This is a genomic window from Halomonas sp. KAO, assembly GCF_015595025.1.
In the GTDB taxonomy this organism is placed as follows: domain Bacteria; phylum Pseudomonadota; class Gammaproteobacteria; order Pseudomonadales; family Halomonadaceae; genus Halomonas.
This window is the reverse complement of the sequence record NZ_JADNRL010000005.1, coordinates 204097-219153: the sequence shown is the minus strand read 5'-3', so window position 1 is coordinate 219153 and position 15057 is coordinate 204097. Positions and strand designations below refer to the sequence as shown.

The following is a 15057-nucleotide window of genomic DNA, read 5'->3' as shown; positions in this document are numbered from 1 at the left end:
GGAAGGCGATGGTCGGCCTTCCGTTGGCCGACCATCGTTCCCTGAAGCCATGGGGCTTGGCTTGCGGGGTCAGAGGGTTACCTGGTCCTCCAGGTTGGCTACGGTGCCATCACCGATGCCGCTGACTCGTGTCAGGTCCTGGGCGCTCTCGTAGGGTCCGTTGGATTCGCGGTCCTCGACGATGGCGGCGGCCTTGCTGGGTCCGATGCCCGGTAGCTCGGTCAACAGCTCGGCGCTGGCCGTGTTGATATTGATCGGCTCTACCTCCTGGGCCACGGCGCCAAGCGGCGCGAGACCCAGCAGGAGGGCGATGAGACAGGCCCCGAACAGGGCGTGAAACCTGAATTGCATGGCAGTTCTCCCTTGTTGGCATCGCAACCTCCGACGATGCCTGTTTAAGGCTAGCCGCGGTGGTAAGAGATTCCCTGGGGCCTTTTGCTCAGTTGCACGTAGTACAGAGCGTCATTGGACCTGAGGTGTTGTCCTGCATTGTCGAAGAATATCGTCGGATACTCGTCAGTGAACTCGCGCGGTTCATGTTCGATATGGCTGGTATACTCTGCCGTCGATTTCCTCTTGCCAGGAGCCTGTTTCGTGTCTACCGACTCCCCTCTGATCATCGCCCTCGATTACCCCTCACTGGATGCTGCCCTCTGTATGGCGGACCGCCTCGATCCGGCGCGCTGCCGTCTCAAGGTTGGCAAGGAGCTGTTTACGCGCAGTGGTCCCGACGTGCTTGAGGCCCTGCATGGCCGTGGTTTCGAGGTGTTTCTTGACCTCAAGTTTCACGATATTCCCAACACCGTGGCCGGTGCCGTCGAGGCGGCGGCGGAGCAGGGAGTGTGGATGGTCAACGTGCATGCCGCAGGCGGGCGCCGCATGATGGAGGCGGCTCGGGAGCGGCTGGAGCGCCAGGCCTTGAACACACGGCTGATCGCGGTGACCGTGCTGACCAGCATGATGGCCGAGGATCTGGCCGAGGTGGGGGTGTCGGTGCCCCCCGCCGATCAGGTCGAGCGTCTGGCGCTGCTGGCCCAGGAGAGCGGAATGCACGGCGTGGTCTGTTCGGCCCAGGAGTCGGCCCGTCTAAACGCGTTGTGCGGCGGCGACTTCCTCAAGGTGACGCCGGGGATTCGGCCAAGCTTCGCTCAGGTCGGCGACCAGAAGCGGGTGATGACGCCGCGTGATGCCATGGCCGTGGGCAGCACTCATCTGGTGGTGGGGCGTCCGGTCACCCAGGCGGCGGAGCCGATGGAGGCGCTCGCCGCCATCGAGGCCGAGCTCGCCTGAGGCGAGCTCCTACTCCCCTTCGATTCCGGTGATCGGCCGGATCGTCCCCCAGTGGCGGCAGCGGGGGCACTGCCAGTGCAGCTGGTCGCCGCTGAAGCCGCAGCGTCGACAGCGATGGCGGGGCAGCTTCGCGAGCAGGGTCGTGGTGTGCTGTTGCAGCAGTGCCAGCTGTTCCAGTGCCGTGCCACGGCCGTGCTGGCGATAGAGGTCGATCAGGTAGTCGAGGGCACCCAGGCTCGTTTCACGATTGAGCTGCAAGCTGACGAGGTCGATGGCAGCTTCGATACCTCGTCGATGGCGAACGGTCTCGGCCAGCAGAATGATCACGCTGGTATAGGGGGTCTTCTCGAGCAACCGTTGAAGATGTTCGATCAGTCCATCCTCGTCATCGAGCAGGCGGTAGGCGTTGGCCAGGGGTGTCAGCAGGGACGGAGTAAAGGCGGGGTCCTGTTCGGGAATCCGTGACAGCAGGGTGATTTCCTGGCGGTAGTGCCCGGTATCGTGCTCCAGGGCGGCCAGCTGCAGGTTGGCGCGGATGCACTGCGGGTCGATGCTCAGGGCCTGCTTGAGATGGCGGCGCGCCAGCACCGGGCTGGCATTGCCGCGCTCCTCCTCGGCCTGCTGGCAGAGCCAGTGGGCCGCGGAGCGGCGTAGCTCCTGGTCCTCACGGAGCAGTTGTGGAGTCACGACCGCAAAGGCCTCCGACCACTCGCCCTGGCGCTCGAAGAGGTCGGCCAACAGCCGGCGTGCCGAGCGTGTCAGTTCGGCGTTCTGAGAGTCGCGCAGCAGTCCCTTGAGGAGGCGCTCGGCGCGATCCAGCAGGCCCAGGGAGAGGAAGTCACGGGCCAGCTCCAGCTGCACACGCTCACTCTGGGCGCCCGTCAGGCTGGGGCGGGCGAGCAGATTCTGGTGAATCTTCATCGCCCGGTCGGCTTCACCTCGGCTACGAAAGAGGTTGCCGAGGGTGATATGGGTGTCGATGGTCTCGCTGTTGACCTCCAGCGCCCCGACGAAGGTTTCGATGGCGCGGTCCTGCTGGTCGTTGAGCAGGTAGTTGAGGCCGACGAAATAATCCCGTGCCAGCCCTTGCGGAGGCGCGGGATCGATGGGCTTGCGGCGTTCGCGGCGTCCCAGCCACCAGCCGATGGCGATGGCTGCCAACAGGGTGGTCAGCAGCAGAACATCGGGCATCTCAGGCGATTTCCTTCAGCTCCCGATTCCCCTTCAGCTCCTGGACGCGTAGCTTGTCGAGTTCCTTGCGCTGCTGCTGATTATGGCGCTGGGCGCGAGTCAGCAGGGCCCGCAGGCGCAGGTAGACGCCGCTCATGGCCAGCATGCCGAGCAGCACGCCCACCGCCAGCGAAGCCAGCAGCCATACCGACAGCGAGGCGGGAGGCAGCTCGAACCAGATCAGATTGAGGGGCAGGGCTTCACGGTTGTTGACCGCGAACAGGATGCCGACCAGTAGAACCGCCAGCAGGATGATGGCCAGGATCAGGCCTTTGAGCCAACGCATGCGTAGTGTCCCCATGTGGATGTAGGAATGTTGGGCCGGGTGAGCGAAATGCCGGTTTCAGTAGCCCAGCTCGCGGCTGGCATCCACCTGCTCGCGCAGCTCCTTGCCGGGTTTGAAGTGTGGCACGAACTTGCCGTCCAGCGCGACCGGCTCACCGGTCTTGGGATTGCGCCCGACCCGGGGTTCGCGGTAGTGCAGCGAGAAGCTGCCGAAGCCGCGTATCTCGACGCGGCCCCCGGATGCCAGCGTCTCGGTGATGTCGTCGAGAATCAGCCGAACCGCCGATTCCACTTCCTTGAGCGACAGCTCGGGCTGACGCATGGCGATCTGTTCGATCAGCTCGGACTTGGTCATCTTGGATCTCCATTAGCGGCGCGGCTGTTATTTTCTTTCAAGCATACTCGGCAAAGCGAGACAAAACAACGCACTACGACCATGGGTAGAGACCGGGATCCATGACTGGCGTCAGCTGTGTCGAGGCATCGCCTCGGGTATACTGTCAGGACATCCCCCAAGGCAAAGTCGAGGTCGACCTTGAACGAACCATCAAGCCCCGAGGCGGCACAGCGCAAGCGACTCTATTGGCACTCGCGTCGCGGCATGTGGGAGCTGGATCTGCTGCTGGTACCCTTCCTGGAACAGCGCTATGACGCCCTCGATTCCGCCGATCAGGCGGCATTTCGCGACCTGATCGACGAGGAGGATCAGGATCTGTTCCTGTGGTTGATGCGTCGCGAGCTGCCCGAGGAGCCGGTGCGTCGTCGCATTGTCCAGATGATCATCGAGCATGCCGAGAGCGCCGACAGCGTGTCGCATCGGCCGGTCTAGGCTGGCGCTTCTCGCGCATCTTGTGCCGACCGCCGGGGTGGTCGGCCTCCTCGTCAGCGTGCTGCCTCCGTGGCTGTGGTTGCCGGCTGCCCTCTGTCTGATCGTCATCGCGGTAGGGTGCGTGCTTCACCAGCCCCGGGGTGAGTTGAGTGCACAGGCGCTGCCCGGCGGGGAGCTGCAGTGGCAATGGCAGAAAGCCGGGGCGTCCGCCCCGCAGCCGGTCAGGCTGCATTGCGACTATCTGGGGCCCTGGCTGATCGGGCTTAGACTGAATGGCCGTCGGCTGTGGCTATGGCCAGATAGCTGCTCGTCGTTTGACCACCGAGAGTTGCGTCGCTACCTGATCCGTCACTAGGCCACTCCAGGCCGGATGCGTGAGATGGATGAGGCGACTCCCGGAGAAATGTGCGGGCCACCATATACACGCGCCCCACGGCCCTCATGCCCCACCGGCTTGCTCAACCGAGTTCGGCCAGCCGTACCCGTGAGGGGCGGGGGTGGCGGTCGGCGTGATGTGGGCAGTCCGGGTTGTAATGCAGGCCGCGGGACTCGCGCCGTCCCTGGGCGCTGGCCACGGTCAGGCGTGCCAGGCGCAGCGCGTGCCACAGGCTCGAGAGCTCGATACCCGGCTGGCCTTGCCGGACGATCGGTGAGATCTCCTGCTGTAGCTCGGCCAGCGCTTCGGCGGCCTTGAACAGCTCGGCGTCGCGGCGCACGATGGCCACCCGGGCACTCATCTGGAGGCGCACTCTTTCGCGCCATTCGTCGAGCCGTGCCGGTGGTGGCGTGGCCTCGATGATGGCCGAGCTGCAGATGGCGCGAGGGAGTGGCGCGCACGGCGCATCACGCAGGGCGGCGGCGCAGCTGCGTGCAAAGACCAGACACTCCAGCAGTGAGTTGCTGGCCATGCGGTTGGCACCGTGCAGGCCTGTGCAGGCGACCTCGCCTACCGCGTGGAGGTGCTCGACATCGCTGGCACCATGCCGGTCGGTTGCCACACCGCCACAGCTGTAGTGGGCCGCCGGAACCACCGGGATCGGAGCGTTCACGATATCGAGGCCGCGCTCGGCGCAGTGGCGGTGGATGGTCGGGAAGTGCTCGCGGATCGCCGCTTCACCCAGGTGACGGACATCCAGGAAGACATGGTCGCTGGCGGTGCGCTGCATTTCGCTGTCGATGGCTCGGGCCACCACATCTCTCGGAGCCAGCTCGGCGCGCGGGTCGATCGCCGGCATGAAGCGCTCCCCGCGAATATTGAGCAGCTTCCCGCCCTCGCCGCGTACCGCCTCGCTGATCAGGAAGGGTGCCCCCTTCGGGTCATGCAGACAGGTAGGGTGGAATTGCTGGAACTCCAGGTTCATCAGCGTGGCACCGAGCTCGGCGGCCATCAGCATGCCCTCGCCGCTGGCGGGCTTGGGGCTGGTGGTGTATCGATAGAGGCCGCTGGCGCCACCGGTGGCCAGCACGGTGTCGTGAGCCGGCAGGTCGATTCGCCGGCCGACGCTACTCAGGCAGCGTGCGCCACGGCACCGGCCGGCATCATCCTGGAGCAGGCCGATGGCGGTGAGATCATCGCGAACCCGGATCCGGGGATGTGCCACGACATGAGCCTTGAGCGTGTCCATCACCGCTCGTCCGGTGGCGTCTGCCGCATGGATGATGCGTCGCGCGCCGTGTCCGCCCTCGCGGGTGAGGTGGTAGGGGTAGTCGGCCTCCGGGCTGGCGTCGCGTGTAAAGGGCACGCCGAGGTTGAGCAGCCACTCGATGGCCTCCGGCCCCTGCTCCACGGTGAAGCGCACTGCGCTCTCATCGCAGAGGCCATCTCCCGCCACCAGGGTGTCCTGAACATGGGCCTCGATATCATCGCTGGGGGAGAGTACGGCGGCGATACCGCCCTGGGCCCAGCGACTGGCGCCCGGGTCGTCGCTGGCCGGGCGCAGCAGTGTGACGGCGCGTCGGTCGGCCACCTCGAGGGCGAGTACCAGGCCGGCGACACCGCCGCCGATGATCAGCACATCATGGTTGCCGTGGGGCATCTTGCGCTCCTCTGTCGGACGTGGCGGTATGGCGGCGTGCCCACTTGCGACCCGAGGCGCGGCGCAGGCGCCGACTGGGCAGCCGGGTCAGGCCGCCCAGGCGCGTGACCAGGGACTCGGTCAGCCGGGCCAGCTCGCGATTCAACCAAAGGTAGCCACTGGGACTGAACAGGGCACGCCCCTCCGGGCTGACCGCGGTGGTGGCCAGCGGGGCGTGACGCTGGAGGTCGAACTGGCTGATCTCGACGTCGATGGCCTGGCCGGTACGCACCTGGTAGGCGAGGGTGCCGAGCTCCCTGGAGAGGCGGTGCTGTTCATCGCGTAGCCCCTCCATCGCCTCGATGCGGTCGTGGCCGGCGCGCGTATTCCAGTGGGTCTCGAGCAGCAGCTCGATGGTCGAGAGCATGCGCCGCTGCAGGGAGATGACGTCATCCAGCTCGTTTCGACTCAGTCGACGTTCACGGTGGATGGCATCGACCAGGCCGCGCTGCTTGACCAGTGCCGAACTGGTCGCCTTGAGCAGGGCATGGGTGTCGATATCCAGGGCGGCCGTGGCGGTGGTGTGGGCATGAAACAGGCGCGCCAGCCGGTCGAGGTTCTCCGCCAGCATGAAACGCAACATGTCGGTGGCCTTCTGAGGCAGGACCAGCATGGTGGTGGTAATGCCGATCAGGGTGCCAAGTAGCACATTGAAGGCTCGCCACAGACCCACATCCAGGGCATGGTTGCCGTCGCCGGCCACCAGCAGCAGACTGATGGCGAACATCAGGCCGCTGTAGCCGTGGCGGTTGCCGAAGGTGAGCCAGGTGGCGACACCGATGGCGATCACGCTACCGGCAGGGATCAGCGGCGCCAGGTCGCCGGGGAGCAGAATCAACAGCAGTCCGCTGGCCGCGCCGAGCAGGGTGCCGAGCAGCCGTTGGCGGCCCTTGTCGAGTACGCCACCGATATGCGGCAGGTTGCCCATTACCATGACAGTGCTCACCAACGCCCATCCGTAGTGAGGGATCGCCAGAAAATGAGTGAGCAAGAAGGAGGCTGTCAGCGCCAGCACGACACGCAGTACATGCAGTCGGCGACGAAAGCGATAGGTGAAGAAGGGGTCGCGCAGGGGCGGCAGGTTCATCGAAGATTGCCCCGCAGGGTATCTGTCTAGCCCATCGGCGATTGCCTGGTGCCCGGAGCCGGGCTCGAACCGGCACGGTGTCGCCACCGAGGGATTTTAAGTCCCTTGCGTCTACCAATTTCGCCATCCGGGCGGCACGGTGTCGGGCAGTACAGAAGAAATAGGGGAGTGGAGGCTGGAGTCGGAATCGAACCGGCGTACACGGAGTTGCAGTCCGCTGCATGACCACTCTGCCATCCAGCCTCATGAGTCGGGCCATTCCGAAGAATGGAGCGGGAAAGGAGATTCGAACTCCCGACCCTCGCCTTGGCAAGGCGATGCTCTACCACTGAGCTATTCCCGCCTGACTCGAGAACGTATTATACGGATAAGCCGGTGACAGTCAAGCCTTTTCCTCTCTTCTCTACTCTTCCCCTCTTTTCTACTCTTTCCTCTTTTACATGGAACGCCTGAGATGGGGCCAGGCCGCGCGCAGGTAGAGGACCATCGACCAGAGTGTCAGCACGGCCGCCGCATAGAGAGTCACCACGGCGAGGATGGCAACAGGCGTGCCGGGGGCGAAGGCCAGCAGCAGGAAGATGGCGACCATCTGCAGGGTAGTCTTCAGCTTGCCGACCCACGACACCGCCACGCTGCCCCGCTTGCCCATCTCGGCCATCCACTCGCGCAGCGCGGAGATCACGATTTCGCGCCCGATGATTACCAGCGCAGGGAGGGTCAGCCAGACCGCGTCATAGCGCTCGATCATCAGCGCCAGTGCCACCGCCACCATCAGCTTGTCGGCTACCGGGTCGAGGAAGGCGCCGAACGGTGTGGCCTGGTTCCAGCGCCTGGCCAGATAGCCGTCCAGCCAGTCGGTCACCGAGGCCAGGGCGAAGAGGGCGGCCGCCAGGGGCATGCTCCAGGAGAGTGGCAGATAGAACAGCACTACCAGCAGCGGGATGAAAGCGATACGGGCCAGGGTAAGGATATTCGGAATGTTCATCGCGCGAAGCTGTCCTTGCCGGTGAGAGGGGCGTTGAGCGTTGGCGTATTCTATCCCCCTTGGCGAGCATCATCCATGCAGAGCTTGATGGATCGTCTCGGCCAGGGTGGCGCTGATGCCCGGCACGCGGGCCAGCTCGTCACGCGTCGCCTGCTTGACCCCCTGCAGTCCGCCGAAGAAGCGCAGCAGCTCGCGTCGGCGCTTGGGGCCCACGCCGGGGATGCCTTCGAGGGTCGAGGTGCGCCGCTGCTTGTCTCGTCGTGTGCGGTGACCGGTGATGGCGAACCGGTGCGACTCATCGCGGATATGCTGGATCAGGTGCAGGGCAGGGGAGGAGGGCTCCAGGTTCAGCGTCCTGTCCACGGTCTCCAGGAATAACGTTTCCAGGCCCGCCTTGCGGGTGGTGCCCTTGGCCACGCCGAGGAGCGCCACGCCGGTGACTCCCAGCGACGCCAGTACCTCGCGGGCCATGTTGAGCTGCCCCTTGCCGCCATCCACGACGAGCACGTCCGGCGTCTGCCCTTCGCCCTCCTTCAGGCGACGAAAGCGGCGGGTGAGCGCCTGCTGCATGGCCGCGTAGTCATCGCCCGCCGCCACCCCTTCGATATTGAAGCGACGATAGTCCGACTTGCGGGGACCGTTCTCGTCGAACACCACGCAGGAGGCGACCGTGGCCTCGCCATGGCTGTGACTGATATCGAAGCACTCAAGCCGCGCCGGCGCGGTTGCCATGCCCAGGGCGTCGCGCAGTGCATCGAAACGTTGCGCAAGCTGGTTGTGATTGGCCAGCTGGGCGGCCAGTTGCTGTTCGGCGTTGGTGAGGGCCAGCTCCTTCCACTGGGCGCGATGCCCGCGCACCTGATCGGTTAGCCGCACTCGGCGGCCGGCCTTCTCAGCCAGCGCCTGGGCGATCAGTTCGGCATCCGGAACGGCGTGACTGGTGATCACTTCCCGAGGAATCTCCCGGGCCTGGCCCAGATAGTACTGGCTGATGAAGTCGCCCAGCAGCGCCTCTTCCGGCAGGTCGAGGCCATTGGCGGGAGCATGATGGCGCGCGCCCAGCAGCCTCCCCTGGCGGATGGCCAGTACCGAGATGCATAGTGCCCCGGGGCGGCTGGCCAGCGCGAAGGCGTCGGCATCGCCATCGCCGGTATCCACAAACTGGCGCTGCTGCAGTTGCCGCAGCTGCTGGATCTGGTCGCGCAGGCGGGCCGCCTCCTCGAAGGCCAGCTCACGGCTGGCGGTTTCCATCGCGGCGGTGAGCTCCCGGGTGACCTGTTCGCTCTTGCCTTCCAGACACTGCACGGCGTGCTCCAGATCGCGGCGATAGTCGGCCTCGGAGATGTATCCCACGCATGGAGCGCTGCAGCGATCGATCTGGTACTGCAGGCAGGGTCGCGAGCGGTGGGCGAAGACGCTGTCCTCGCAGTTGCGAATGCGGAATATCTTCTGCATCAGCGAGAGACTGTCGCGCACCGCGTGGCTGCTGGGGTAGGGGCCGAGATAGCGCCCGTCATCTCGGCGCTGGCGAACCCGCTTGTACTCCAGCGCCGGAAAGGGGTGGCGGTCGGTGACAAAGACGAAGGGGTAGGACTTGTCGTCGCGCAGCAGGATGTTGTAGGGCGGCCGCAGCTCCTTGATCAGGGTCTGCTCGAGCAGCAGGGCCTCGGTCTCGCTGTTGGTCACCGTGACCTGGATATCGGCGATACGCGCTACCAGTGCCTGGGTCTTGGCGTTCAGTGCACCACGAAAATAGCTGGCGAGCCGCGCCTTGAGGCGGCGCGCCTTGCCAATATAGAGCGTCTCCCCGCCCTGGTCGAACATGCGATAGACGCCGGGGGCCTCGCTGACGCTGGCCAGGAAGCGGCGATGGTCAAAGGTCATCTGGCGAGGTTACTGCATGGTGGAGAAGCCTTCCACCAATCCATGGCGCAGGCCCAGGTGGGTAAGCTCGACGTCCGACTTGACGCCCAGCTTCTCGAAGATGCGGTAGCGGTAGGTGTTTACCGTCTTGGTGCTGAGAAAGAGTCGGTCCGAGATGTCGGCGACCTTCTGGCAGTTGATGATCATCATCGCCACCTGCATCTCTCGGGAGGAGAGCTCATCGAAGGGGTTCTCGGGTGAGTCGATCCGCGACAGCACCAGGCGCTGGGCCACGTCGGGGCTGACATAACGGTGGCCCTGGAAGACCTCGCGGATGGCACCGACCATCTCCTCGTGCTGGGAACCCTTGCTGACAAGGCCTCGAGCCCCGGCGTCCAGCAGCCGCTGGGCGAAGCTGTCCTCCAGCCAGGCGGTGAGCACCAGGACGCGGGTATCCGGGAGGGCGCGGGTGATCTTGCGCGTGGCCTCGAGACCGCCGATACCTGGCATGCGAATATCCATCAGCACCACATCGGGCTTGAGGCGCCGGGCCTGGGCGATGGCTTCTTCGCCGCTGGCCGCCTCGCCGGTGACCCGCAGATCCTTTTCGGCATTCAGCAGATGGGCAAGGCTGGTTCTTATCAAGTGGTGGTCATCGGCAATGAGTACCTTGATCAATTTGATTCGCTCCTGAACGACTCGACGGCAGCAAACTGGCTCATCGCATGATGTAAGGGTAACCGTTGGTGACAAGCCTGCCACACAGGGTGGCGGCGAGAAAAGACTACTTAGGTTGCTATACAAAATGGTGGGCAAACAGAAAAAAGAGTTGACGATGGCCTCATGTCACCGTATTATCTGCCCCGTTCTCGCAACGGCGAGATCGGTGTGGGGCCTTAGCTCAGCTGGGAGAGCGCAACACTGGCAGTGTTGAGGTCAGCGGTTCGATCCCGCTAGGCTCCACCAACAAGATTCAATGAATCAGCCGCCTGGCGCACTGCGCCAGGCGGCTTTTTCGTGGTCGATCGTGTGTGGTCGATCGAGGGTGCAACATGGCTCCTGGCCTGGGGATACGCCAACAGAGGCTGTTGCCCCCGGCACGACGGCCGGGGGGGGGGAGGCTTATAGTCCGATGGCGGAAGAGGTGGAGCGGCGAGGGTCGGCCCCACCGTAATACATCCCGTCCTCGATCAGGATCGACTGGGCGGCACCCATGGCCGATTGCTGGCTGATGGTGTGACCGCGCTCCCTGAGCAGTTCCAGCGTGTCGGGGCTGAAGCCGGCCTCGGTGCGGATTTCGTCGGGCAGCCACTGGTGGTGCATGCGCGGGGCGCTGACCGCCGACTGGATGTTCATGTCGTGGTCGATCACGTTCATCAGCACCTGCAGGGTAGTGGTGATGATCCGCGAGCCCCCGGGGCTGCCGGTGATCAGGTAGTTCTTGCCGTCGCGCTTGACGATGGTCGGGGTCATCGAGGAGAGCATGCGCTTGCCGGGCTCCACCTTGTTGGCCTCGCCACCGATCAGACCGTACGCATTGGGGACGCCGGGCTTGGCCGAGAAGTCATCCATCTCGTTATTGAGCAGAAAGCCGGCACCGTCGACCACGATGCCCGAGCCATAGCTGAAATTGATGGTATAGGTGTTGGAAACGGCCAGGCCATTGTCATCTACGATGGAGAAGTGGGTGGTCTCGTTGGATTCGTAGTCGACCGGATTGCCGGGGGCAATCTCGGCGCTGGGGGTGGCCTGTTCACCGATCTGGGCGCGCAGCTCGGCGGCGTACTCCTTGGAGGTGAGCCCGGCCAGTGGCACATCCACGAAGTCGGTATCACCGAGGAATTCGGAGCGATCGGCATAGGCGCGTTTCATGGCCTCGGCCATCAAGTGCATGCTCTCGGCCGAGCCGAAGCCCATTTCGCCGATGGGGTACTCCTCCAGGATGTTGAGCATCTGCACGATATGGACGCCGCCGGAGGAGGGCGGGCTCATGGCGTAGATGTCGTGCCCCCGGTAGGTACCGTGGCTGGGTTCGCGAATCACCGGCTGGTAGCCGGCCAGATCCTCCTGGGTGATCAGGCCGCCGTGCCGCTCCATTTCGGCGACGATCAGGCGGGCGGTTTCGCCTTCATAGAACTCCCGGGCCCCCTCCTCGGCGATACGCTTGAGGGTGGCGGCGAGGTCGGGCTGCCGGAATAACTCGCCGACCTGATAGCCGCTGCCGTCCTCCTTGAAGAACTTGGCCATGCTGGCATCCCAGGCCTCGAAGCGGCCGCGGGTATCCTGCAGTCCCTTGACGAAGCGCGGGGGGACGGCAAAGCCCTCCTCCGCCAGGCGTATGGCCGGTTCCAGCGCCTCGGCAAGGCTCAGGGTGCCATGCTTCTCCAGCGCCAGGGCCAGGCCGGCCACGGTGCCAGGCACCCCTGCTGCCAGGTGGGTGAAGCGTGAGCGTTCGGTGACCGCTTCGCCATCCTCGTCCTGGAACATGGTCTCGGAGGCTGCCGAAGGTGCGGTCTCGCGATAGTCGATGGCGATGACCTCGTCACTCTCCTCATCGGAGATCAGCATGAAACCGCCGCCCCCGATATTGCCAGAGCGCGGCTGGGTGACCGCCAGGGCAAAGCCGGCGACTACCGCTGCGTCCACGGCGTTACCGCCATCCGCGAGCACATCCCGGGCTACCTCGGAGGCAAGAAAGTGACTGGTGGCCACCATGCCGTTGCGACTCTCCTGAGGATGGAAGCGCTCACCCTCGAGGATGGCTTGTTGAGAGAAGGCGGCTGGAGAGGCCAGCAGGCTCGCCGAGAGGAGGGCGATGGTCAGGGCTCTGGGCGCAGGGGGCGTCAGAAAACGAGTGCTCATTGTAGTGTCCCTTGTTTTGGTGAGCAGAGTGGCAGCCTCGTGTGCGGGGTACGCCGTTGGGTTCTGCCCTCATCGCCAGCCTGTGGCGATCGAAGGCAGGAACGATCGGCGGCCCCGGGGCCGCCCATTCAGTTAGGTTCGATAGTCTGCTGCTGTCAAACCGGCGAGCGTGATGACGCTCGCCGGTGGTCGTGTCAGGGGGTGGCGTGCCAGAAGGGCTGGCCCAGGGTCGGCGTGCTGGGGCTGGCGGTCTGGCGTCGCTCCATCAGGCCGGCGAGATAGGCCTCGCGACCCGCCTCGATGGCGCGGGCGAAGGCGGCCGACATCTGTGCCGGGCGACGAGCCTTGGCCACGGCGGTGTTGAGCAGCACGCCATCGAAGCCCATCTCCATGGCTTCCGCGGCCTGGGAAGGCGCCCCGAGGCCGGCGTCGATGATCATCGGCACGTCGATACGCTCGCGCAGGGTGCGCAGGGCGTAACGGTTCATCAGGCCGCGCCCGGTCCCGATCGGTGCCCCCCAAGGCATCAGCGCCTGGCAGCCCGCCTCCTGGAGACGCTGACAGAGCACCAGGTCGTCGGTGCAGTAGGGCAGCACCTTGAAGCCCTGCTCGATCAGTTCCCGAACGGCTTCCAGCAGGCCGAAGGGGTCGGGCTGAAGGTTGTAGTCGTCGCCGATGACCTCGACCTTGATCCAGGGTGTGTCGAAGAGTTCCCGGGACATCTCGGCGAGCGTGATGGCTTCCCGGGCAGAGCGACAGCCGGCGGTGTTGGGCAGCAGGTGGCAGCCGCTTTCTCGCAGGATCTGCCAGAAGGCATCGCCGTCGCCACCGGCGTCGCCGCCGCCGGGGTTCTGGCGACGCAGCCCCAGGGTCAGCATGGCGCAGTCGGCGGCCTCGATGGCCTCCTGCATCACCTGTGGCGACGGGTAGAGGGCCGTGCCAAGCAGGAAACGGCTGCTGAAGCACTCTTCATAGAGCACCAGCGCATCGTCATGGGTTGAGTGGGTGTGCATCAGCCGCCTCCTACTGGGGCCACGATATCGATACGATCACCCTCGCCGAGGGTGCGCTCGGACCAGGTGGAGCGCGGCGCGAAGGCATCGTTGATGGCCACGGCAACGCGACGCTCGCCATAGCCCCACGCCTCCAGGGCCTGCGCCAGGGGGGTGCCTTCGGGGAGCCGAGCGGGCTCGCCGTTGAGGCTCAGGGTGATCTCATGCATGGGGTCACTCGCTTTCACGATAGGGTCTCCTGAGGAATGGAGCCGTCCAATAGGTTGGCGAAGGGCTTGTCACCGTGGCCACGGATCTCGCTCAGCAGATGCTCCACCACTGCCGGGGCAAGCAGATAACCGTGGCGAAACAGTCCATTGGCGCTTATCAACCCATCACTTAGGGTAACCCGGGGCAGGTTGTTGCGGAAGGCGGGGCGCAGGTTGACGCCCTGTTCGAGGATCCGCGCCTCGGCGAAGGCCGGTGACAGGGTATAGAGGGCGCTGGAGAGCTCCAGGGAGGATTGCAGCGATATCGGTGAGCGATCCTCGCTTTCGATGGAGGTGGCGCCGATCACGAAGCGCCCATTGGGCTTGGGGACCACATAGAGCTGGTAGCGCGGGTGCATCAGGCGCACCGGCCGCGTTAGCGTGATCTCGCTGGTCGTCACATGCAGTGTTTCGCCGCGCACGCCGCGCAGGGTGGGGTGGCTGGGCTTGGCGCCATGGCCACGGCAGTCGATCACCAGGTCGAAGCGGTGTCTTCCCGCCGGAGTGGCCACTTCGCCGGGATGCACTTCCACCGGCGTATGGGCATGGCACTCGCCGCCCAGCTCACGAATCGCCCCCAGCAACCGTGTCAGCAGCTCGCGGTTATCCAGGTGTGCTTCATCGGCAAGAAACAGACCGTGGCGGAAGCGGGTCAGATCGGGCTCCAGATGATGGATGGCGCTGCCATCCAGTTCCTGATAGAGGGCGCCTTCCCCCAAGGTATCGTCAAGGTCGCGGCGGAACTGGATCAGCTCGTTGCCATCCTGGGGATGGGCAACCACCAGGCTGCCGTGTTGATGCCATAGCCCGGGCGCCTGCAGCTCCTCTAACCAGGTGGGCCAGCGATCGAGAGCCATCTGCCCCATCTCATAGACACTGTGCTCGCTGACAACCGTTTCGGCCAGGGGAGCGACCATGCCGGCGGCGGTCCAGGCAGCGGCGGGCGGCGTATCCAGGTCGCCTGCATCGTAGAGGCTGACGGCATGGCCGTCGCACAGCAGGCGCCAGGCTGTCAGCCGGCCGAGCAGGCCGGCGCCGGCGATGGCGATGCGGCGTTGTGGGGTGGCGTTCATGAGGTGTGCATCCGGCAGTTGACGGTGTGGTGACCAGGCTGGATGCGGGGTAGGGGCGGGCTGGGGCACGAGCTTGTTCCCTCCGCAGGCATCAACCTGATCAGGTTCAACGGGTTCGGCCGTACCGATCTCAGCCCCTTGATACCGCATGACGGTGAGAGGGGCGCCCCGACAAGAGCTGCCAACATAACCAAGAAGGCCCGCCGACGCAATCGAG

At 65.1% G+C, this 15057-nt stretch carries 16 protein-coding genes, 4 tRNA genes and 1 riboswitch; of the genes, 4 read left to right on the top strand and 16 right to left on the bottom strand.

All coding sequences use genetic code 11. From position 1 onward, the window contains the following. Positions 1–69: 69 nt before the first annotated feature. Positions 70–351: a ComEA family DNA-binding protein gene (locus tag IOC61_RS02220; RefSeq protein ID WP_195687249.1), complete on the bottom strand. Its 282-nt coding sequence runs from the start codon at positions 349–351 to the stop codon at positions 70–72. 243 nt (positions 352–594) lie between these two features. Between IOC61_RS02220 and pyrF the strand changes: the two genes are divergently transcribed. Continuing rightward, positions 595–1290, top strand: a complete 696-nt coding sequence (pyrF, locus tag IOC61_RS02215) for an orotidine-5'-phosphate decarboxylase (protein ID WP_195687248.1) — start codon at positions 595–597, stop codon at positions 1288–1290. A gap of 9 nt (positions 1291–1299) precedes the next feature. Here pyrF and lapB read toward each other — a convergent pair whose 3' ends face one another. Genes lapB through IOC61_RS02200 form a run of 3 tightly spaced genes read right to left on the bottom strand, consistent with a single transcriptional unit; the run spans position 1300 to position 3160 of the window. Then, positions 1300–2481, bottom strand: coding sequence for a lipopolysaccharide assembly protein LapB (gene lapB, locus IOC61_RS02210; protein ID WP_195687247.1), 1182 nt, complete (start codon positions 2479–2481; stop codon positions 1300–1302). A gap of 1 nt (position 2482) precedes the next feature. Next, a complete protein-coding gene (locus tag IOC61_RS02205) occupies positions 2483–2806 on the bottom strand; it encodes a LapA family protein (RefSeq protein WP_195687246.1) in 324 nt (107 codons plus the stop codon). Between the two features lie 57 nt (positions 2807–2863). Beyond that, the gene (locus tag IOC61_RS02200) at positions 2864–3160 is read right to left on the bottom strand and encodes an integration host factor subunit beta (protein ID WP_195687245.1); all 297 of its coding nucleotides are present in this window, start codon (positions 3158–3160) and stop codon (positions 2864–2866) included. A 180-nt stretch (positions 3161–3340) separates the two neighbouring features. Here IOC61_RS02200 and IOC61_RS02195 point away from each other — a divergent pair, with 180 nt between their 5' ends. After that, positions 3341–3634, top strand: coding sequence for a succinate dehydrogenase assembly factor 2 (locus IOC61_RS02195; RefSeq protein WP_195687244.1), 294 nt, complete (start codon positions 3341–3343; stop codon positions 3632–3634). Further along, entirely contained in the window at positions 3594–3989 is a 396-nt protein-coding gene (locus IOC61_RS17860) for a protein YgfX (protein ID WP_324254671.1), read from the top strand. Before IOC61_RS02195 ends, IOC61_RS17860 begins: the two co-directional genes overlap by 41 nt. 103 nt (positions 3990–4092) lie before the next feature. On the opposite strand, the gene nadB is transcribed toward IOC61_RS17860, so the two are convergent. The 8 genes from nadB to IOC61_RS02155 all read right to left on the bottom strand — a co-directional run bounded on the left by nadB (position 4093) and on the right by IOC61_RS02155 (position 10322). Continuing rightward, positions 4093–5670, bottom strand: a complete 1578-nt coding sequence (nadB, locus tag IOC61_RS02190; RefSeq protein ID WP_195687243.1) for an L-aspartate oxidase — start codon at positions 5668–5670, stop codon at positions 4093–4095. Further along, positions 5651–6796 carry an FUSC family protein gene (locus IOC61_RS02185; protein ID WP_195687242.1) on the bottom strand — a complete coding sequence of 382 codons (1146 nt, stop codon included), beginning with the start codon at positions 6794–6796 and terminating at the stop codon, positions 5651–5653. The genes nadB and IOC61_RS02185 overlap by 20 nt, the downstream gene beginning before the upstream one ends. A gap of 46 nt (positions 6797–6842) precedes the next feature. Next, a tRNA-Leu gene (locus tag IOC61_RS02180) sits at positions 6843–6929 on the bottom strand. Between the two features lie 36 nt (positions 6930–6965). Beyond that, positions 6966–7039, bottom strand: a tRNA-Cys gene (locus IOC61_RS02175). A 25-nt stretch (positions 7040–7064) separates the two neighbouring features. Continuing rightward, positions 7065–7139: transfer RNA gene (locus IOC61_RS02170), tRNA-Gly, on the bottom strand. Positions 7140–7232: 93 nt separating this feature from the next. Continuing rightward, the gene (gene pgsA, locus IOC61_RS02165) at positions 7233–7781 is read right to left on the bottom strand and encodes a CDP-diacylglycerol--glycerol-3-phosphate 3-phosphatidyltransferase (RefSeq protein WP_195687241.1); all 549 of its coding nucleotides are present in this window, start codon (positions 7779–7781) and stop codon (positions 7233–7235) included. A gap of 69 nt (positions 7782–7850) precedes the next feature. Next, on the bottom strand, positions 7851–9665 hold the full coding sequence (gene uvrC, locus IOC61_RS02160; RefSeq protein WP_195687240.1) for an excinuclease ABC subunit UvrC: 1815 nt from the start codon (positions 9663–9665) through the stop codon (positions 7851–7853). 9 nt (positions 9666–9674) lie between these two features. Beyond that, positions 9675–10322 carry a response regulator gene (locus IOC61_RS02155; protein WP_195687239.1) on the bottom strand — a complete coding sequence of 216 codons (648 nt, stop codon included), beginning with the start codon at positions 10320–10322 and terminating at the stop codon, positions 9675–9677. Between the two features lie 212 nt (positions 10323–10534). Here IOC61_RS02155 and IOC61_RS02150 point away from each other — a divergent pair. Then, positions 10535–10610, top strand: a tRNA-Ala gene (locus IOC61_RS02150). Positions 10611–10766: 156 nt separating this feature from the next. Here IOC61_RS02150 and ggt read toward each other — a convergent pair. From ggt to thiO, 4 genes are all read right to left on the bottom strand, one after another. Further along, on the bottom strand, positions 10767–12506 hold the full coding sequence (gene ggt, locus IOC61_RS02145; RefSeq protein WP_195687238.1) for a gamma-glutamyltransferase: 1740 nt from the start codon (positions 12504–12506) through the stop codon (positions 10767–10769). A gap of 194 nt (positions 12507–12700) precedes the next feature. Then, positions 12701–13519, bottom strand: a complete 819-nt coding sequence (locus tag IOC61_RS02140) for a thiazole synthase (protein WP_195687237.1) — start codon at positions 13517–13519, stop codon at positions 12701–12703. Next, positions 13519–13746, bottom strand: a complete 228-nt coding sequence (gene thiS, locus IOC61_RS02135; RefSeq protein ID WP_324254670.1) for a sulfur carrier protein ThiS — start codon at positions 13744–13746, stop codon at positions 13519–13521. Before thiS ends, IOC61_RS02140 begins: the two co-directional genes overlap by 1 nt. Then, on the bottom strand, positions 13743–14840 hold the full coding sequence (gene thiO, locus IOC61_RS02130; protein ID WP_195687236.1) for a glycine oxidase ThiO: 1098 nt from the start codon (positions 14838–14840) through the stop codon (positions 13743–13745). The genes thiS and thiO overlap by 4 nt, the downstream gene beginning before the upstream one ends. Before the next feature lie 60 nt (positions 14841–14900). Then, positions 14901–15021, bottom strand: a riboswitch (TPP riboswitch). Positions 15022–15057 lie beyond the last annotated feature (36 nt).

Coding starts and splice junctions, on each gene's coding strand:
- IOC61_RS02220 (WP_195687249.1), bottom strand. CDS start 351: ATGCAATTCAGGTTTCACGCCCTGTTCGGGGCCTGTCTCATCGCCCTC.
- lapB (WP_195687247.1), bottom strand. CDS start 2,481: ATGCCCGATGTTCTGCTGCTGACCACCCTGTTGGCAGCCATCGCCATC.
- IOC61_RS02205 (WP_195687246.1), bottom strand. CDS start 2,806: ATGCGTTGGCTCAAAGGCCTGATCCTGGCCATCATCCTGCTGGCGGTT.
- IOC61_RS02200 (WP_195687245.1), bottom strand. CDS start 3,160: ATGACCAAGTCCGAGCTGATCGAACAGATCGCCATGCGTCAGCCCGAG.
- IOC61_RS17860 (WP_324254671.1), top strand. CDS start 3,594: ATGCCGAGAGCGCCGACAGCGTGTCGCATCGGCCGGTCTAGGCTGGCG.
- nadB (WP_195687243.1), bottom strand. CDS start 5,670: ATGCCCCACGGCAACCATGATGTGCTGATCATCGGCGGCGGTGTCGCC.
- IOC61_RS02185 (WP_195687242.1), bottom strand. CDS start 6,796: ATGAACCTGCCGCCCCTGCGCGACCCCTTCTTCACCTATCGCTTTCGT.
- pgsA (WP_195687241.1), bottom strand. CDS start 7,781: ATGAACATTCCGAATATCCTTACCCTGGCCCGTATCGCTTTCATCCCG.
- uvrC (WP_195687240.1), bottom strand. CDS start 9,665: ATGACCTTTGACCATCGCCGCTTCCTGGCCAGCGTCAGCGAGGCCCCC.
- ggt (WP_195687238.1), bottom strand. CDS start 12,506: ATGAGCACTCGTTTTCTGACGCCCCCTGCGCCCAGAGCCCTGACCATC.
- IOC61_RS02140 (WP_195687237.1), bottom strand. CDS start 13,519: ATGCACACCCACTCAACCCATGACGATGCGCTGGTGCTCTATGAAGAG.
- thiO (WP_195687236.1), bottom strand. CDS start 14,840: ATGAACGCCACCCCACAACGCCGCATCGCCATCGCCGGCGCCGGCCTG.